Origin of the sequence: Janthinobacterium sp. OK676 (genome assembly GCF_900103595.1) — a bacterium.
GTDB lineage: Bacteria > Pseudomonadota > Gammaproteobacteria > Burkholderiales > Burkholderiaceae_D > Janthinobacterium.
The window spans coordinates 36,088-51,526 of sequence record NZ_FNHA01000002.1 but is presented as its reverse complement, the minus strand read 5'-3'; the positions used below and the strand labels follow the sequence as shown (position 1 = coordinate 51,526).

Sequence of the window (15,439 nt, the reverse complement as noted above, 5' to 3'; positions counted from 1 at the left end):
TTTTGCATGTGCGTGATTAATCGCCGCTGTCTTCGTCTTCGTCGGCGCCCTTGGCTGCCTTGCCCCGCTCGGCGTCGACGGCGTGCTGCAGGCTGGCCGCATCGCGGAAGAAGGCATCCGTCGTGTGATTCGGGCTCACGCGCAAGGCGGGCGGGTAGATCACGGACATATAGGACTCGTCGGCCAGGCGGCCGCTGATCTGCAGGTTGCTCAGCAGGATCAGGGTCGAGCCAAGGATGGCCAGCACGACGGCGACGAGGCCGAAGCGGCGCCGGTGCTGGGGCTTGATCGTGCACAAATGGTAATAGATCATGGCGCACACGATGACGATGAACATATGGCGTCCGTAGCGCGTCAGCGCCTCGAGCGAGAACGCATACGCCGCCACGTTGCTGCCCAGTTCCCACACTTCCATGGCCAGCAAGCCGCAGCCGATGATGAACAGGTGGCGGCCGAAGCGCGCCACATGGCCGAACAACCGGTTTGCCACGGCCCAGATCGACGCCCACACGATGCCGCCAGCCAGCGCGGTGGCGATGAGCATCAGGTAGGAGATCGGCTCGAAGGCGTCCGCATCGCTGAGCCAGTTGCTGAAGGCGGCCGAGACGCCGATCATGGCCAGGCCGGCGACGGCGGGGCGCAAGCCTTCCCAGTCGTGCCTGGTCGTGTCGCCCAGTTCGGGCGCCACCGGATGATCGCTGGCGCGCACGCGCAGGCGCGTGTGACCGAGGCGCACGACGCTGTTGCCGCCCATGGCCACCTGCGGTTGCCGCTGTCCCCGGTGGATCACGCCATTCTGGCTGCCCAGGTCGCGCAGCAGCAGGCCGCCCGCGCCATCGTCTTCGACAATGGCGTGCTCGGCCGCCGTGTGCCGGTCGTCGAGGATGAAGTCGTTGCCGTAGCCGCGGCCGATGCGGATCGGCAGCGACTCGATCCGCTGGCGCTGCCGCACTTCGCCATTCTCGGCGAGGATTTCGATGAAGTACGGTGCTTTCATGGCTTGCGTCCGCTTTCCCGCGACAGCGCTTCGAGGAAGGTGCGCGTGACGCGCATGCCGTTGGCGTAGGACACGCCGCGCGCGTCGATGCGGCTTTGCAGGCTCATCAGTGGTTCATCGGTGCTGGCGGCCAGCAGGGCGAAGTCGTACAGTCCCGTAAACTTGCGGTAGGCGCGCACGCACAGGACGGCGCGCAGGGGCAGGGTGGTGTTCTTGACGAACTGTTCGGTGCATTGCGGGCCGGTCAGATTCGCGCTTTTATAGCTGCCGAAATTCTCATTCTTGAACGAGGCGCTGGCCAGCTCGGAAAAGCGCAGGGCGCCCAGTTCGCTGCTGCGCAAGAATTCGTGGCGCATCGACACTTGCCCCGTCTGCAGGGCGCCGGAAATGAAGATGGCCGACTCCATGGCGCAGCTGGTGTTGTCGAGCATATAGGGCTTGTCGGACTTGACGTTGGAGCGGCCCCAGCAGCGCATCTGGTCGGACTCGCGTACGGGCACGCGGTACGGGCCCATGGCCTTCAGGCTCAGGGGCGTGTCGAGCAGGCGCGCCAGCATGACTTCCTGGTGCGCCAGCAACTGCGCCGTCACGAGCGGCTTGAAGTCCTTCGGCGGCTTGTCTTGCTGCGCCACCTTGGCCAGCAATTGCTGGGCATAGCGGGCCGGCACGAGAAAACTGACGAGTTCGCCATCGAGGCGTTTCGACACGTTCACGCCGGCCACGTCGCCATTCGCCGTGACGCTGGGGCCGCCGCTCATGCCGGAATTGATCGGCCCCGTAAACATCAGCTGGTCGTAAAAGCTGCGCGTGACGACACCGTTGTACGATCCTTCCGAAATGGCGAAGCCCAGGTCCAGCGGATTGCCCATCGAATACAGGTACTGGCCCTGGGTCAGGGGCGCCAGCGGCTCCGGCATCTTGAAAAAGCCCGTGCCGTGGCGGTTGACGCGCAGCACGGCCAGGTCGTGCAGCACGTCGACGGCCAGCAATTCCACGTTGCCGCGCTGGCCGCTCGTGTCCACCCATTCGCCCACATAGGTGTCGGGGTCGAGCGCGAACTGGGAAACCACGTGATAGTTGCTCACCACCAGGTCGCCCGTGCCGATCAAGAAGCCCGAACCGACGGACGACTGCGTGCGGCCGTTTTTCAGCAGCACGCGCACTTGCAGGATGTCGGCGCGCGCGGCCGTGTACAGCTTTTGCGCGGCGGACGAGGGCGGGGGCAGGGCCGCATGTTCGGTGGCGGCGGGAGCGGCGGTGGCCGGCGGTGGTTTGGCGGGGGGAGTCGACGCGGTGGTGGCCGCGGCTGGCGCAGGCGCCGGGGCCGCGTGTGCGCCAGCGGCAGCGCACAGGCTGGCCATCAGGAAGGCGTAGTCAGATAATTTCATGCATCCTTTGTGCGTGAGCAGGAGCGCGCCGGCCCGGCAAGCCGGAGCGGCAAGCCGGGGCGGCAATTACAGGGCGCCGTCTTCCAGCGCCGGCGCCCTTTCCGGCGTCATCATGTGACCCAGCTTGCTTTGCTTGGTATTGAGGTAATGCTGGTTGAAGGCGTTGCGGTTGACCAGCAGCGGCACCCGTTCGGCCACCGTGATGCCCAGCGCTTCCATGGCGGCGATCTTGCGCGGATTGTTCGTCATCAGGCGCAGGCTGTGGATGCCGAATTGCGCAAACATGGGCTTGCACAAGGTGTAGTTGCGCGCGTCGGCCTTGAAGCCCAGCTGTTCATTCGCCTGCACCGTGTCGGCGCCCGCTTCCTGCAGGCGGTAGGCGCGGATCTTGTTGATCAGGCCGATGCCGCGCCCTTCCTGGCGCAGGTACAGCAAGATGCCGCGGCCTTCCTCGGCGATGCGTTTCAGGGCGCCCTCGAGCTGGGCGCCGCAGTCGCAGCGCTGGGAAAACAGCACGTCGCCCGTCAGGCACTCGGAATGCACGCGCGCGAGCACCGGTTCGCCGTTGCCGACATCGCCCAGCACCATGGCCAGGTGTTCCTTGCCCGTGGCGTGCTCGACAAAGGCATGCAAGGTGAACTGGGCCCACGGCGTCGGCAGTGCGCAGGAAGTCGTGTAATCCAATTCGCCTGTCGCCAGGATGTCTGCGCCGCTTTGCATGGTTGTGCTCATATAGGTAATGTTCAAAAATAAAAGGCGCGCCTGACCACTCCGGTGCCGGCGCGCCTTGCCATCATACCAAAAAGCAGGGGAAACCATTTCCCCTGGCTGATATTTGAAGGCGGGAATATCTGGTACTGTCACTCTAATTGCGGGCGGATCAGGCTTTTACAAGACGGCTGGCCTTGCCGAATCCCCGTTCCACGAGCAAGAGCATGCCGCCGAAGATGGACAGGTTCTTCAGGAAATTCGTCAGCTGGTCCTGGAAGTGGGCCGCGTCCGCGCTCCAGAAGGCATGGAAGATCAAGGTGGTCGGGATCAGGAACAGCGCCAGGGCCAGCGCCGCCCAGCGCGCCTGCCAGCCCGTGATGAGGAGCAGGCCGCCTCCCACTTCCAGGGCGATCACGCCGACGAGCAAGATATTGGCGATCGGTAAGCCCTGGCTGGCCATGTAGCCGGCCACCCCCGCAAAGCCGCCGATTTTCAGCAAGCCCGAGACAAAGAACAGCACGCCAAGGGCGGCACGGCCGAGGGGCAGCAACACGTTGCTTCTGTTTTCCATGATTTCCTCTTTTCGTATATTTATCAATTATTTAGGCAGGTCGAAGAGCAGGAACTCGGCATCTTCCGGCTGAGTGATGATCACGCTGGCTTCCTGCGTCAGTTTCAGCGCATCGCCCGCTTTCAAGGGCGTGCCGTTGACCACCAGGCTGCCGCGGATCAGGTGGACATAGGCGAGGCGGCCTTCGTCGAGCGCATGTTCGGCCTGTTCGCCTTCCTGCAGGATGCTGGCGTAGATGGCCGCATTCTGGTGGATCAGCACGGAACCCTGGCGGCCGTCGGAGGAGGCGATCAGGCGCAGCTTGCCCCGTTTGCTTTCCGGCGTGAAGTGTTTCTCTTCATAGCTGGGAGGGATGCCCGTCACGTTCGGCTGGATCCAGATCTGCAGGAAGTGCAAGCCCTCCGTTGCCGAGTGGTTGAACTCGCTGTGGCGTACGCCGCTGCCGGCGCTCATGCGCTGCACATCGCCGTAGTGCAGGACGGAGCCCGTGCCCATGCTGTCCTTGTGTTCCAGCGCGCCGTCGAGCACATACGAAATGATTTCCATGTCGCGGTGGCCGTGCGTGCCGAAACCCTGGCCTTGCGTGACCCTGTCTTCATTGATCACCAGCAGGGGGCCAAAGCCCATGTGCAGGGGATCATGGTAGCTGCCGAAGGAAAAGCTGTGGTGGGAATTGAGCCAGCCGTGGTTGGCTGCGCCGCGTTCTTCGCTATGACGAATCTGTAACATGGTGGACTCCGTTTCTAAAGGTTAATGTGCGATAATTTCGAAGGACCGTTGCCTGGCGTTACGCCGTGGCTTCTTTTCTGCCCTTCGCTGTACGATGGAGAAAGTATAGGCCGCCCAGGCCAGAAAGAAAAACGGAAAATCTACCGTACTATGATCGAAAAAATCGAATGTTAAGACTGAGCCTGGAAGCCCTGCAAATCGTCGACGCCATCGACCGCCGCGGATCGTTTTCGTCGGCCGGCAAGGAGCTGCATAAAGTCCCGTCCACCATTTCCTATACGGTGGCCAAGCTGGAAGACGACCTGGGCGTGCAAGTGTTCCAGCGCAATGGCCCGAAAGTCATGCTGACGGCGGCCGGCCAGGAATTGCTGAAAGAGGGACGCTACCTATTGAAGGCGGCGCAGGACCTCGAGCACCGCGTGCGCAGGGTGGCGTCCGGCTGGGAAACGGAATTGTCCATCGGCATCGACTCCATGTTTTCCGCCGTGGCCCTGGCCGACGACGTGCGCGCCTTTTACGACGTGGCGCAGCAGACGCGCCTGCGCCTGTCGCAGGACACCCTGTCGGGCACGTGGGAAGCGCTGCTGGACCGGCGCGCCGACCTGCTGGTGGGGGCACCCGGCGACGGGCCGGCCGGCGGCGGCTATATCGCGCAGCCGATCGGCATGCTCGACTTCGTCTTTGCCGTGGCGCCCACGCACCCGCTGGCGCAGGTGCGGGAACCGTTGTCGCGCGGCCACCTGCAGCAGTACCGGGCCGTCGTGGTGGCCGATTCGGCGCGCCAGATGGCGCCGCGCACGGTGGGGCTGCTGCTGGGGCAAGACGCCTTGAGCGTGCCGACCATGCAAGTCAAGTTCGATTACCAGGTGCTGGGGCTGGGCTTTGGCTTCCTGCCGGGGCCGTGCGCCCGCGCCGCCATCGCGCGCGGCTTGCTGGTGGAAAAGGCCGTGGAAGAGCCGAAACCGTCGGAAACGTTTTACCTGGCCTGGAGAGTGGGCGAGGATGGCGCGGCGCTGCGCTGGTGGATGGCGCGCATGCGCGAACCGGATGTGTTCGCGCGCCTGACGCAACATCTGCCGGGCCATTCGGCGTAAGCCTTAAAATGTTGACATACGCCAACATTTTTAAGTTACCATATTCGCAGTATTGCAATCGTATTTCTTGCCCGACCTCCATGCCCCACAGTGGGATATTGATGATTACACACACCGCAGCGCCCCTGATACCTTCTCCTGACCTGGCCCACAAGTGGGGTTGCCATGCTTGAGGCGAAGGTCGCGCTGTGCCTGCGCCTGGCCCAGGATGCCCGTGAACAGGCGGGGCCGCAGCAGGCCGCCACCCTGGCGCGGTTGGAAGAGGAACTGGAGCGGCTGCGCGGCGCCAGCCGGCCCGTGGTGCGCGTGGCGCCGGCCGACGCCTTGCTGGAAATCGATCCCGACGGCTTTCTGATCGGCTGGAACCATGGCGCCGAACAGATGTTCGGCTATTCCGAACTGGAAGCGCTGGGCCAGCACATCCTGTTCCTGTATCCGGAAGACGACGCGGAAGCGAGCGTGCTGGAACTGCATTTCACCCAGGGCGACGTGGCCACCGACGTGCGCCGGCGCAAGAAGTCGGGCATGGTCACGTGGCTGCGCATGCACCGCCACGTGATCCACGACCAGGCGGGCAAGGCCTGCGGCATGGCCGTGCGCCTGTCGGCCATGAGCGAGCCACTGTCCGACGTGGACAAGGTCAAATTGCACGCGCGCATCATCGAAGACAGCGAGCAAGCCGTGCTGATCACGGATGCGGAAGAGCGCATCGTCTCGATCAACAGTTCGTTTTCGCGCATCACCGGCTATTCGCCGGCCGAAGCCATCGGCCGCACGCCGGACTTGCTGCGCTCGGGCGTGCACGACCCCGACTTCCGCGCCAAGGTGCGCGCCGCCATGCGGGGACACGGTTCCTGGCGCGGCGAAATCATCGGCAAGCGCAAGAATGGCGAACTGTTTCCGCAAGACGTCACCATCAGCGTCGTGCGCGACGAATTCGGCGAAATCAGCCATGTGTTTTCCCTGTTTTCCGATATCTCGGTGCACAAGGATGCGGAAGCGCGCATGCAGCGCATGGCCAACTACGACAGCCTGACGGGCTTGCCCAACCGCTGCCTGCTGAACCAGCTGGTCGACCAGGGCCTGGCCGAAGCGAAGCGGCAGGGCACGCATGGCGCGCTGATGGTCATCGACATCAGCCGCATCGGTTCCATCAGCGACACCTTGGGCCATGAAGTGGGCGACCAGCTGGTGATCGCCATCGGCAAGCTGTTCCGTGGCGCCCTGCGCGACGCGGACATCCTGGCGCGCGTCGACAACAGCAAGTTCGTCGTGGCCCTGTTGCATATCGAAAAGCGCGAACACGCGGCAAACGTGGCGCAAAAGCTGCTCAACCTGCTCGAGGCGCCGATCAATATCGATGCGCACGCGCTGCACGTGGGCGCCAGCATCGGCATCACCGTGTATCCGGAAGACGGCCTGGAAGCGCCGGCCCTGTTCCGTTTTGCCGACGTGGCCGTGTCCAAGGCGAGCCAGACCATCGAATCGACTTTCCTGTTTTACCGCGAAGACATGAACCGCAGGGCCAAGGAACATTTGCGCCTGGAAAGCGAAATGCGATTGGCCCTGGGCGACAAGGAACTGGAATTGCATTACCAGCCGAAAGTAAGCCTTGCCAGCGGACGCATCGTGGGCGCGGAAGCCTTGCTGCGCTGGAAGCATCCGATGCGCGGCATGGTCTCGCCCGGCGTCTTCATCCCCGTCGCCGAGGAAACCAGCCTGATTCTGGAGCTGGGCACCTGGGTGCTGGACGAGGCCTGCCGCCAGATCCGCAGCTGGGAAGACCGGGGCCTGCACATGCCGGCCATCGCCGTCAACCTGTCGGCGCGCCAGTTCGATGAACAACTGCCGGCGCGCATCGCGGCCGTGCTCGAGCGCTACGGCGTGCGGCCCGACCAGATCATGCTGGAAATCACGGAAAGCCTGCTGATGCGGGGCGCCGACAAGGTGATCGACATCATGAACCAGCTCGTGGCCATGGGCCTGGCGCTGGCGCTGGACGACTTCGGCACCGGCTATTCCAGCCTGGCGTATTTGAAAAAATTCCCCATCAGCACCTTGAAGATCGACCGCTCGTTCGTCATCGGCCTGCCGTTCGAGGAAAACGATTGCGCCATCGCCCGCGCCATCGTCACCATGGCGCAGCAGCTGCGCCAGGAAATCGTCGCCGAAGGGGTGGAAACGGCCGAGCAAATGCGCTTCCTGCGCGAACTGGGCTGCGACCAGCTGCAAGGCTATCTGTTCAGCCCGGCCGTGCCGGCGGCCGAATTCGAAGTGATGCTGGGCGAGGGCCGGCAGTTGCGTCTGGAAACGGCGACCGTTTAAGCGTCGCCCAGCTTGACCTTTTCCAGCAGGTAATCGAGCATCACGCGCACCCTGGCCGGCACTTGCAAGCCCGGTCCCACGAAGACGGCGTGCACCAGTTCCCTGTCGCCGGGATTGTAGTCCTGCAGCACGGGGATCAGCTCGCCTTGCTGTATATCGCGCAGCACGTGCTGGCGCGAAAAGCGTCCCAGCCCCATGCCCGCCAACGCCAGCTGGCGCATGCTTTCGCCATCGCTGACGCAGGTATTGCCCTGCGGCGCCACCTGCAGCGTGCCCCCCGCACCGTCGAGGAAGGGCCAGGTTTCGTTCTGGCAGCGGAAGTTGAACGCCAATAAATTGTGCATGGATAGTTCCTGCGGCGTGCGGGGCAGGCCGTGCCGCGCCGCGTAGGCGGGCGACGCCACGACGATCATCGGATCCTCGCCCAGTTTGCGCGCCACCAGGTTCGATTCCTTCAGCTTGCCCGTACGGATGGCGATGTCGGTGCGGTCTTCCAGCAAGTCGACGATGGCGTCGCTGACGACGACGTCGAGCACGATGTCGGGATAGCGCCGCGCGAACTCGGGCAGGATGGGCAGCAGATGGCGCACGCCGAACGGCACGTAGCAGTTGATGCGCAAGCGCCCGCGCGGCGCCGCGCCCTGCGATGCTTCGCGCTCGGCGCCATCGATATCGTCGAGGATGCGCTTGCACTGCACGAAGAAGGCGTCGCCCTCGGGCGTCGTGTGCAGCTGGCGCGTGCTGCGCTGGAGCAAACGGGCCCCGAGCCGCGCTTCCAGGCGGTTGACGAGCTTGCTCACGGCCGACGGCGTCAGGGCCAGGCGGCGCGCGGCGGCGGAAAAGGCGCCCGTTTCCACCACGGCGACAAACACGGCCATCTCGAACGCACGGTTGATGTCTTGCCTGGACATTATTGAATCCATTTCACAGGTGTTTCCATTATTGGAGTCTATATCAAAAGCGTTTGCATCGATACACTGACTGGCTTGAACTCAGCCGGAGAATGCCATGAGCACCGCAAGCCCTGTTTCACCTTCAGCCAGCACCATGCCGCGTGGCGTGCTGGCGCTGGCCGTCGGCGCCTTTGCCATCGGCGTCACCGAATTCATCGTCGTCGGCATCTTGCCTGCCATCGCGAAGGATTTGCGGATTTCCATCGAATCGGCCGGCTCGCTGGTCAGCCTGTACGCGCTGGCCTTGGCCATCGGCACGCCGCTGCTGGTGCTGCTGATGTCGCGCCTGCCGCGCAAGGCCGCCCTGCTGGGGCTGATGAGCGTGTTCCTGGCAGGTAACCTGCTGGCCGCCTTCTCGCACACGTTTGAACTGTTGCTGCTGGGCCGGGTCATCACGGCCGTGGCGCACGGCACCTTCTTTGCCATCGGCGCCACCGTGGCCGCCAGCCTGGTAGCCAAGGCGCAGGCGGGCAGGGCGATTTCCGTCATGTTCGCGGGCTTGACCCTGGCCATGGTGATCGGCGTGCCGCTCGGCAGCTTCCTCGGCAACCTGATGGGCTGGCGCTTGCCCTTCTTTGCCGTGGTGGTCCTGGCCGCGCTGGGCCTGGCGGCCATGGCGCGCTGGCTGCCGGCAGGTTTAGCGCAAGGCAAGGGCGGCAAGGCCACGACGCAGCTGGCGGCGCTCGGCAGCGCTCCCATTATCACCATGATGGCCGTGACCACCTTCGGTTTCGGCAGCAGCTTTGCCGCCTTCACGTTCATTACGCCCATCCTGACGGATGTGACGGGTTTTTCCGCCACCATGGCCAGCGCCTTGCTGATCGTGTTCGGCGTCGCCACCTTTGCCGGCAACCTGGCGGGTGGCTACCTGACGAGCCACCTGGGCTGGCAAAAGGCCTTGCGTTTGATGCTGCTGTTGCTGGCCGTCACGCAAGCGGGCGTGGCGCTCAGCATCAACTCGCAGTGGCTGATGACGGTGATGCTGTTCGTCTGGGGCGTGTTCGCCTTTGGCCTGTCGCCGGCCCTGCAGGCCGGCATGCTGGCCACGGCCGAGCGCCATGCGCCGCAAGCCGTCGACTTCGCCTCGGGGCTGAACATTTCCGCCTTTAATCTCGGCATTTCCTTCGGCTCCATGCTCGGTGCGCTGATGGTGTCGCGCCACATGATGGCCTTGTCGCCATGGGCCGGCGTGGCGGCTGCATTGCTCGCCTTGCTGCCGCTGGCCTGGCTGGCGCGCAGGAACGTGGCGAAATCAGGCGCGGTAGCGCAGCGCCTCCACGAAGGCTGAAAACGCGGGCGTGGCCTGGCGCCGGTTCGGGTAGTACAGGTGGTAGCCCTGGAAGGTAGGGCACCAGTCGGCGAGGATTTCGACCAGGCGGCCATCGGCCAGGTAGGGCGCCAGCAGCGGCTCGGGCACGTAGGCCAGGCCGATGCCGTCGAGCGCCGCATTGAGCACGTGCATGATGCTGTTGAAGACCAGCTGGCCCTCGGCCTTGACGGCAAAGGCATGGCCATCCTTTTCGAATTCCCAGGCGTAGATGGCGCCGGCGGGCCGGTGGCGGATATTCACGCAGGCGAATTCTGTCAGCGCATGCGGCGTCGCGGGCGCTCCATGGCGCGCAAAAAACGCGGGCGAGCCCACCACGGCCAGGCGCCAGTCGGGGCCGATGCGCACGGCGATCATGTCCTTGCTGATCGCTTCGCCCAGGCGGATGCCCGCGTCGAAACGCTGCTCGACGACGTTCGTGAAACCGTAGTCGACCACCAGTTCCAGGCTGATGTCGGGATAGTCGCGCAGGAAGCTGGCCAGCATGGGGCGCAGCAGCAGTTCGATATGGTCGTCGGTGCAGGTGACGCGGATGGTGCCGCGCGGCTTGTCGCGCAGCGCCCCGAGCGCTTCGACTTCGGCGGCGATCTGCTCGAACAGGGGCGCGATGGCCAGCATGAGCTTTTCGCCCGCGTCGGTGGGCGCCACGTTGCGCGTGGTGCGCGCCAGCAGGCGCACGCCCAGCCGTTCTTCCAGGGTGCGGATGGTGTGGCTGAGGGCGGACGCGGTGATGCCCAGCCTGGCGGCGGCCTTGGTAAAGCTGCGTTCCCGCGCCACGGCGAGGAAGGCTTGCAGATCGTCGACTTTGTTTTGGCTCATTGCTGAATTTTTTTCATAACTACATCAAGATTGTACCCGCTAATCAAAAGAACCTGCCTGCGTCATGATGGTGCCCTGACTTTTAAAGGAGCATGGGCATGAAAACGACACGCATGAAAACGACAGCTGGCCGCCGCGAATTCGTCAAGGCCGCCGGCACGGGCATGGCGGCACTGGGCGTCCTGTCCGTCCTGGGCGCACCCATTTTCGCCGCCGCCGCGCCGGCCTTGCCAGCCATGCCCGATGGCGCCGACAATTTCTACAAGAGCGGCAAGGTGACGGTGCAGCCGGTGCGCTTCCGCAACCAGTACCAGATGACGGTTGCCGGCAATCTGTTCCTGCCGGCGCAGCTGGACCCCGCTCGCCGGCATGCCGCCATCGTCGTTGGCCACCCGATGGGCGCCGTCAAGGAGCAAAGCGCGAACTTGTATGCGACCAAGATGGCCGAGCAGGGCTTCGTCGCCCTGTCGCTGGACCTGTCGTTCTGGGGCGAGAGCGAGGGGCAGCCGCGCAACGCCGTCTCGCCCGACATCTACGCCGAGGATTTCAGCGCGGCCGTCGATTTTCTCGGCGCGCAAGCCCTGGTCGACAGCGAACGCATCGCCGCCATCGGCATTTGCGGCAGCGGCAGCTTTGTCATCAGCGCGGCCAAGATCGACCCGCGCATCAAGGCCGTCGCCACGGTGAGCATGTACGACATGGGCAGCGCCAACCGCCACGGCTTGCGCCAGTCGCAAACGCTGGCGCAGCGCCAGGCGTATATCGCCGCGGCCGCGCGCCAGCGCCAGGTGGAGTTTGCCGGCGGCGCCACCGCCTACACGAGCGGCACCTTGCTCGAGCTGAGTGCCAACCCAAGTGCTATCGAACGCGAATTCCACGATTTTTATCGCACGCCGCGCGGCGCCTACCTCCCGGCCGGCCAGCTGCCCGAGCGCGCCACCCGTCCCACCTTGAGCAGCAACGTGAAGTTCATGAATTTCTATCCCTTCATGGATATCGAGACGATCTCGCCCCGTCCGCTGCTGTTCATCACGGGCGACCAGGCGCACTCGAAGGAGTTCAGCGAGGATGCCTACCGGCGCGCGGCCGAGCCGAAGGAACTCCATTACGTTGCCGGCGCCGGCCATGTCGACCTGTATGACCGCGTGACCCTGATCCCCTGGGACAAGCTGGCGTCGTTCTTCCAGCGGGCCCTGGCGGCATGAGCGCGGTCCGCAGCGAGGCGGCAGCGCCCGCGTTCTGGGGCGGCATCTTTGCCATGACACTGTGCGTGTTCACCCTGATCGCTTCCGAATTCATGCCCGTCAGCCTGCTCACGCCGATGGCGGCGGATTTGCGCGTCAGCGAAGGCCTGGCCGGCTACGGCATCGCCATCTCGGGCGCCTTCGCCGTGCTGGCCAGCCTGTCCATCGCTACCCTGGCGGCAGCGATGAACCGCAAGACCTTGCTGCTGCTGTTGACGGGCCTGATGTGCGCGTCCGCGCTGGTGGTGGGGCTGGCCACCAGCTACGCGATGTACATGGCGGGGCGCGCGCTGATCGGCGTGGTGGTGGGGGGATTCTGGTCGATGTCGGTGGCCGTCGCCATGCGCCTCGTGCCCAGCCACAGCGTGCCGAGGGCGCTGGCCATCTTCAATGGCGGCAATGCGCTGGCGACCGTGGTGGCCGCGCCACTGGGCAGTTATCTGGGCGCCAGCATCGGTTGGCGCGGCGCCTTCCTGTGCCTGGCGCCGGTAGCGTTGCTGGCGCTGGCCTGGCAGTGGCGCAGCCTGCCATCGATGCCGGCGGCGCCGCGTTCTGTCCGTTCCGGTCAGCTCCTGCGCCTGCTCGAACGCCGCCAGGTGGCGCTGGGCATGCTGGCCGTCGGCGCGTTTTTCATGGGGCAGTTCGTGCTGTTTACCTATGTGCGACCGTTCCTGGAAAACGTCACGCGCGTCGGCGTGCCCACCTTGTCGATGCTGCTGCTGGCGATCGGCGTGGCCGGCTTCATCGGCACGGCGCTGATCGGCGTCGTGCTGCAGCGCGGCCTGTACCGCACGCTCGTCGCCATTCCCTTGCTGATGGCCGCCATCGCGCTGGCCCTGCTGGCGTTCGGCGACGCGCTGGTGCCCGTCTTCGTGCTGCTGGGCTTGTGGGGATTGCTGGCGACGGCGGCGCCCACGGGCTGGTGGTCGTGGCTGGCGCAGACCTTGCCAGGCGACGCCGAAGCCGGTGGCGGCCTGATGGTGGCCGTCGTCCAGCTGTGCATAGGCTTCGGTTCCACCGTGGGCGGCGTGCTGCTCGATGGCCACGGCTTTCGCGCCACCTTCACGGCCAGCGCCGCGCTGCTCGTGCTGGCCGCGCTGCTGGCCTGGCGTACCACGCGGCTGCGGTGAGCTTATTCCAGCAGCGCGGCAATGGCCAGCGGCGTGCCGCTGGTGAGGATTTGCCCCGCGTCCGGATGCGCGCTGAAACGGTAGGGGAAGACGCGGAAACCGGCCACGGCGTCGCCGGGAAACGCGGGGCCTTCCTGCGCCGCCAGCGGAACGGCCGTACCATCGCCGCCCTGGTAGCGCACTTGCGCCCCGTCCGTCCTCGCATACGAAAACTGCACGCCGGCGCAACGCTTGCCGTTCGCCCCGCCCGTGGAGCGCAGGTAGGCGAGCAGCTGTTCGCAGGCGGCGCGCAAGTCGGCCGCCGCATACACGCCATCGGGCCGCGTGACGATGGAGACCCAGGCGCTTGAGGTGATCTGGCCCGGCTTGCGGTTCCAGGCCAGCTCCGCGTTGTCGTCGTACGCGGCCCTGGAAAACGGGAAGACGGCGCGGCCCAGTGCATCGAGCGGCAGCGCCAGCTGCGCGCCCTTGCCGTGCAAGGTCAGGCGCAAGCCATCGGTGGACACGCCGGCGTCGCGCGGGCGCAGGCGCAGATGGTTTTGCAGGAATTGCTTGGGCTTGCCGTATTTTTCGAACCAGATCATGTGGCGGTAGGCGTCGCGGTAGGCGATCCAGTCGCCCGCTTCCTGTGCGCAGGCGAACGCGGGCAGCAATGCCAGGCCGAGAAGCAGGGATTTGAGCATGCCGCTTAAAACCGGTAACCGAGTCCGCTGGACCAGGTGATGACGTTGCGCCGTTCGATGAAGGGACTGCGGCCCGGCCCGTTGCCCAGCCGCGTGCCCGTCACGGCGCTGTTGAGCAGCCACTTGCTGCTCAGGGTCCAGTTCCAGTTGACGCCGACATCGACGGACGCGACGCCGCCGGCCGGACGGTAGTCGCGCGCGCCGCCGGCCGCCGCGCTGACCGCGTACAGCTCGTCCATCACGGCGCCGCTGGCCAGCGACACGCCGGCCGACAAGGTCACCGTGTGATGGGCCGCCAGCGAGGGCAGGGTCTTTTGCAGGCCGAGCTGGCCGCGCCAGCCGCGCGCGCTCGTGTCGTACATCAGGTTCGCCGTGACGCGCGCCTGGTCGCCCAGGTAATAGCCATAGAAGCCGCCCACGTCGGGCGAGCCCTTGATTTGCCGCGTGCCGCGCAGGCGCCGGCTGTCTGCCGGCGCGCGCGCGTTGCTGGCGGCCAGCAGCGGGCCGTATTCCACGCCCGGCGTGGCCGACAGGTGCATGCCCGCCACGCCGATGGCCGAAACGAACAGGCCGTTGCTCCACTGGACCTGCAGCAGCGGGCGCAGCTCGGCGCCGCGCGATGCGCCATCGTCCGCCGCCGAGCTGCCCGTGAGCGCCGCTCCCACGTACATATCCCTGCTCCCGTCGGGCATCATCAGCGCGCTGGCGCCGGTGGTGGCTTCCTCGGCCATCGCCGGAGCGCAGGCGGCCAGCAGCAACAGCAGGGGAGAAAAACAGGGGAAGAAACGGGGAGCGAACTTGTTCATGCCATCCTTTTAAAAGCCGAAGCGCACGCCGAGCGCCAGGCGGTTCATGGTGCTATTGAGTCCTTCGTATCTGACTTTCGGGGCGTGCTCCCATTCGAGCTGCAGCGCCACGTCCTTGCCGATCTGGTAGGCGGCTCCCACGCTTGCGTACAAGCCGGTCTTGCTGGCCGACTCGCCCGGCGGCGCATTCTTGCCGGCGATGGAAAATTCGGCATGGCTGCGCGCCACGCCGGCCTTGCCGAACAGCGACCAGTCGTCGTTCAGCCGCCACGTGCCGCGCGCCGCCAGGTAGGCGGCACTATTGCGTACCTTGAGCTGATAGCCGGGATCGAGGTCGAAGCTGGTCGCGCCGCCGCTGGCGCGGTAGCCGCCTTCCAGCGCCCAGGCCGGCGTCAGCTCGTAGCCGGCAAAGACGCCGAAGGGCACCGCCTTGCTGCTGGGGCCGCGCCGCGCCGTCGCGCCGCCTTCGGCACGCTCGATCTTGCCATCGCTGGAAGGGCTGACGCTGGCGCCCACGTACAGGCCTTCGGCATGAACCATCGACGTGGCGGCGACGGCAAACAGGGTGCTGCAGACAATTTTTTTCATGTTCGGATTCCGGTTGAGGTAAGAGCTATCCATGTTAGGCAAACCGCATGCCGGAATCCGCCCAGGTTTGTCCT

The 15,439-nt window shown here is 65.4% G+C and carries 15 protein-coding genes; 5 read left to right on the top strand and 10 right to left on the bottom strand.

Going from position 1 to position 15,439, the window contains the following annotated elements:
• Nucleotides 1-16: 16 nt before the first annotated feature.
• From BLU39_RS03770 to BLU39_RS03750, 5 genes are all read right to left on the bottom strand, one after another.
• Nucleotides 17-997, bottom strand: a complete 981-nt coding sequence (locus BLU39_RS03770) for an FHA domain-containing protein (RefSeq protein WP_092710046.1) — start codon at nt 995-997, stop codon at nt 17-19.
• A complete protein-coding gene (locus tag BLU39_RS03765) occupies nt 994-2,385 on the bottom strand; it encodes a S1 family peptidase (protein ID WP_092710044.1) in 1,392 nt (463 codons plus the stop codon). The genes BLU39_RS03770 and BLU39_RS03765 overlap by 4 nt, the downstream gene beginning before the upstream one ends.
• A gap of 66 nt (nt 2,386-2,451) precedes the next feature.
• Nucleotides 2,452-3,105, bottom strand: coding sequence for a GTP cyclohydrolase II (ribA, locus tag BLU39_RS03760; RefSeq protein WP_092710042.1), 654 nt, complete (start codon nt 3,103-3,105; stop codon nt 2,452-2,454).
• A gap of 160 nt (nt 3,106-3,265) precedes the next feature.
• Complete coding sequence (locus BLU39_RS03755; protein WP_092710039.1) at nt 3,266-3,667, bottom strand: DoxX family protein; 402 nt, start codon at nt 3,665-3,667, stop codon at nt 3,266-3,268.
• A gap of 27 nt (nt 3,668-3,694) precedes the next feature.
• Nucleotides 3,695-4,396, bottom strand: a complete 702-nt coding sequence (locus BLU39_RS03750; protein ID WP_092710037.1) for a pirin family protein — start codon at nt 4,394-4,396, stop codon at nt 3,695-3,697.
• A 167-nt stretch (nt 4,397-4,563) separates the two neighbouring features.
• Between BLU39_RS03750 and BLU39_RS03745 the strand changes: the two genes are divergently transcribed.
• Nucleotides 4,564-5,490, top strand: a complete 927-nt coding sequence (locus BLU39_RS03745; protein ID WP_092710034.1) for a LysR family transcriptional regulator — start codon at nt 4,564-4,566, stop codon at nt 5,488-5,490.
• Between the two features lie 165 nt (nt 5,491-5,655).
• Nucleotides 5,656-7,815, top strand: a complete 2,160-nt coding sequence (locus BLU39_RS03740; RefSeq protein WP_092710031.1) for a putative bifunctional diguanylate cyclase/phosphodiesterase — start codon at nt 5,656-5,658, stop codon at nt 7,813-7,815.
• On the opposite strand, the gene BLU39_RS03735 is transcribed toward BLU39_RS03740, so the two are convergent.
• The gene (locus BLU39_RS03735; protein ID WP_092710029.1) at nt 7,812-8,726 is read right to left on the bottom strand and encodes a LysR family transcriptional regulator; all 915 of its coding nucleotides are present in this window, start codon (nt 8,724-8,726) and stop codon (nt 7,812-7,814) included. The two genes, BLU39_RS03740 and BLU39_RS03735, sit on opposite strands and share 4 nt — an antisense overlap.
• A 97-nt stretch (nt 8,727-8,823) precedes the next feature.
• Here BLU39_RS03735 and BLU39_RS03730 point away from each other — a divergent pair, with 97 nt between their 5' ends.
• Complete coding sequence (locus tag BLU39_RS03730; protein WP_217635048.1) at nt 8,824-10,056, top strand: MFS transporter; 1,233 nt, start codon at nt 8,824-8,826, stop codon at nt 10,054-10,056.
• On the opposite strand, the gene BLU39_RS03725 is transcribed toward BLU39_RS03730, so the two are convergent.
• Nucleotides 10,021-10,914, bottom strand: coding sequence for a LysR family transcriptional regulator (locus BLU39_RS03725; protein WP_092710023.1), 894 nt, complete (start codon nt 10,912-10,914; stop codon nt 10,021-10,023). The genes BLU39_RS03730 and BLU39_RS03725 overlap by 36 nt on opposite strands.
• Nucleotides 10,915-11,012: 98 nt before the next feature.
• On the opposite strand from BLU39_RS03725, the gene BLU39_RS03720 reads away from it, so the two are divergent.
• Nucleotides 11,013-12,119, top strand: a complete 1,107-nt coding sequence (locus tag BLU39_RS03720; RefSeq protein WP_254788883.1) for an alpha/beta hydrolase — start codon at nt 11,013-11,015, stop codon at nt 12,117-12,119.
• Nucleotides 12,120-12,172: 53 nt separating this feature from the next.
• On the top strand, nt 12,173-13,288 hold the full coding sequence (locus BLU39_RS03715) for an MFS transporter (protein ID WP_092711255.1): 1,116 nt from the start codon (nt 12,173-12,175) through the stop codon (nt 13,286-13,288).
• Between the two features lie 2 nt (nt 13,289-13,290).
• Here the strand turns inward: BLU39_RS03715 and BLU39_RS03710 are convergent, their stop codons facing one another.
• From BLU39_RS03710 to BLU39_RS03700, 3 genes are read right to left on the bottom strand one after another with little or no spacing between them, the layout of a single operon-like run.
• Entirely contained in the window at nt 13,291-13,971 is a 681-nt protein-coding gene (locus BLU39_RS03710) for a hypothetical protein (RefSeq protein ID WP_092710018.1), read from the bottom strand.
• A gap of 5 nt (nt 13,972-13,976) precedes the next feature.
• Entirely contained in the window at nt 13,977-14,777 is an 801-nt protein-coding gene (locus BLU39_RS03705) for a MipA/OmpV family protein (protein ID WP_092710015.1), read from the bottom strand.
• Between the two features lie 9 nt (nt 14,778-14,786).
• On the bottom strand, nt 14,787-15,365 hold the full coding sequence (locus tag BLU39_RS03700) for a porin family protein (RefSeq protein ID WP_092710012.1): 579 nt from the start codon (nt 15,363-15,365) through the stop codon (nt 14,787-14,789).
• Between the last annotated feature and the right edge of the window lie 74 nt (nt 15,366-15,439).

Coding starts and splice junctions, on each gene's coding strand:
- BLU39_RS03770 (WP_092710046.1), bottom strand. CDS start 997: ATGAAAGCACCGTACTTCATCGAAATCCTCGCCGAGAATGGCGAAGTG.
- BLU39_RS03765 (WP_092710044.1), bottom strand. CDS start 2,385: ATGAAATTATCTGACTACGCCTTCCTGATGGCCAGCCTGTGCGCTGCC.
- ribA (WP_092710042.1), bottom strand. CDS start 3,105: ATGCAAAGCGGCGCAGACATCCTGGCGACAGGCGAATTGGATTACACG.
- BLU39_RS03755 (WP_092710039.1), bottom strand. CDS start 3,667: ATGGAAAACAGAAGCAACGTGTTGCTGCCCCTCGGCCGTGCCGCCCTT.
- BLU39_RS03750 (WP_092710037.1), bottom strand. CDS start 4,396: ATGTTACAGATTCGTCATAGCGAAGAACGCGGCGCAGCCAACCACGGC.
- BLU39_RS03745 (WP_092710034.1), top strand. CDS start 4,564: ATGTTAAGACTGAGCCTGGAAGCCCTGCAAATCGTCGACGCCATCGAC.
- BLU39_RS03740 (WP_092710031.1), top strand. CDS start 5,656: ATGCTTGAGGCGAAGGTCGCGCTGTGCCTGCGCCTGGCCCAGGATGCC.
- BLU39_RS03735 (WP_092710029.1), bottom strand. CDS start 8,726: ATGTCCAGGCAAGACATCAACCGTGCGTTCGAGATGGCCGTGTTTGTC.
- BLU39_RS03730 (WP_217635048.1), top strand. CDS start 8,824: ATGAGCACCGCAAGCCCTGTTTCACCTTCAGCCAGCACCATGCCGCGT.
- BLU39_RS03725 (WP_092710023.1), bottom strand. CDS start 10,914: ATGAGCCAAAACAAAGTCGACGATCTGCAAGCCTTCCTCGCCGTGGCG.
- BLU39_RS03720 (WP_254788883.1), top strand. CDS start 11,013: ATGAAAACGACACGCATGAAAACGACAGCTGGCCGCCGCGAATTCGTC.
- BLU39_RS03715 (WP_092711255.1), top strand. CDS start 12,173: ATGACACTGTGCGTGTTCACCCTGATCGCTTCCGAATTCATGCCCGTC.
- BLU39_RS03710 (WP_092710018.1), bottom strand. CDS start 13,971: ATGCTCAAATCCCTGCTTCTCGGCCTGGCATTGCTGCCCGCGTTCGCC.
- BLU39_RS03705 (WP_092710015.1), bottom strand. CDS start 14,777: ATGAACAAGTTCGCTCCCCGTTTCTTCCCCTGTTTTTCTCCCCTGCTG.
- BLU39_RS03700 (WP_092710012.1), bottom strand. CDS start 15,365: ATGAAAAAAATTGTCTGCAGCACCCTGTTTGCCGTCGCCGCCACGTCG.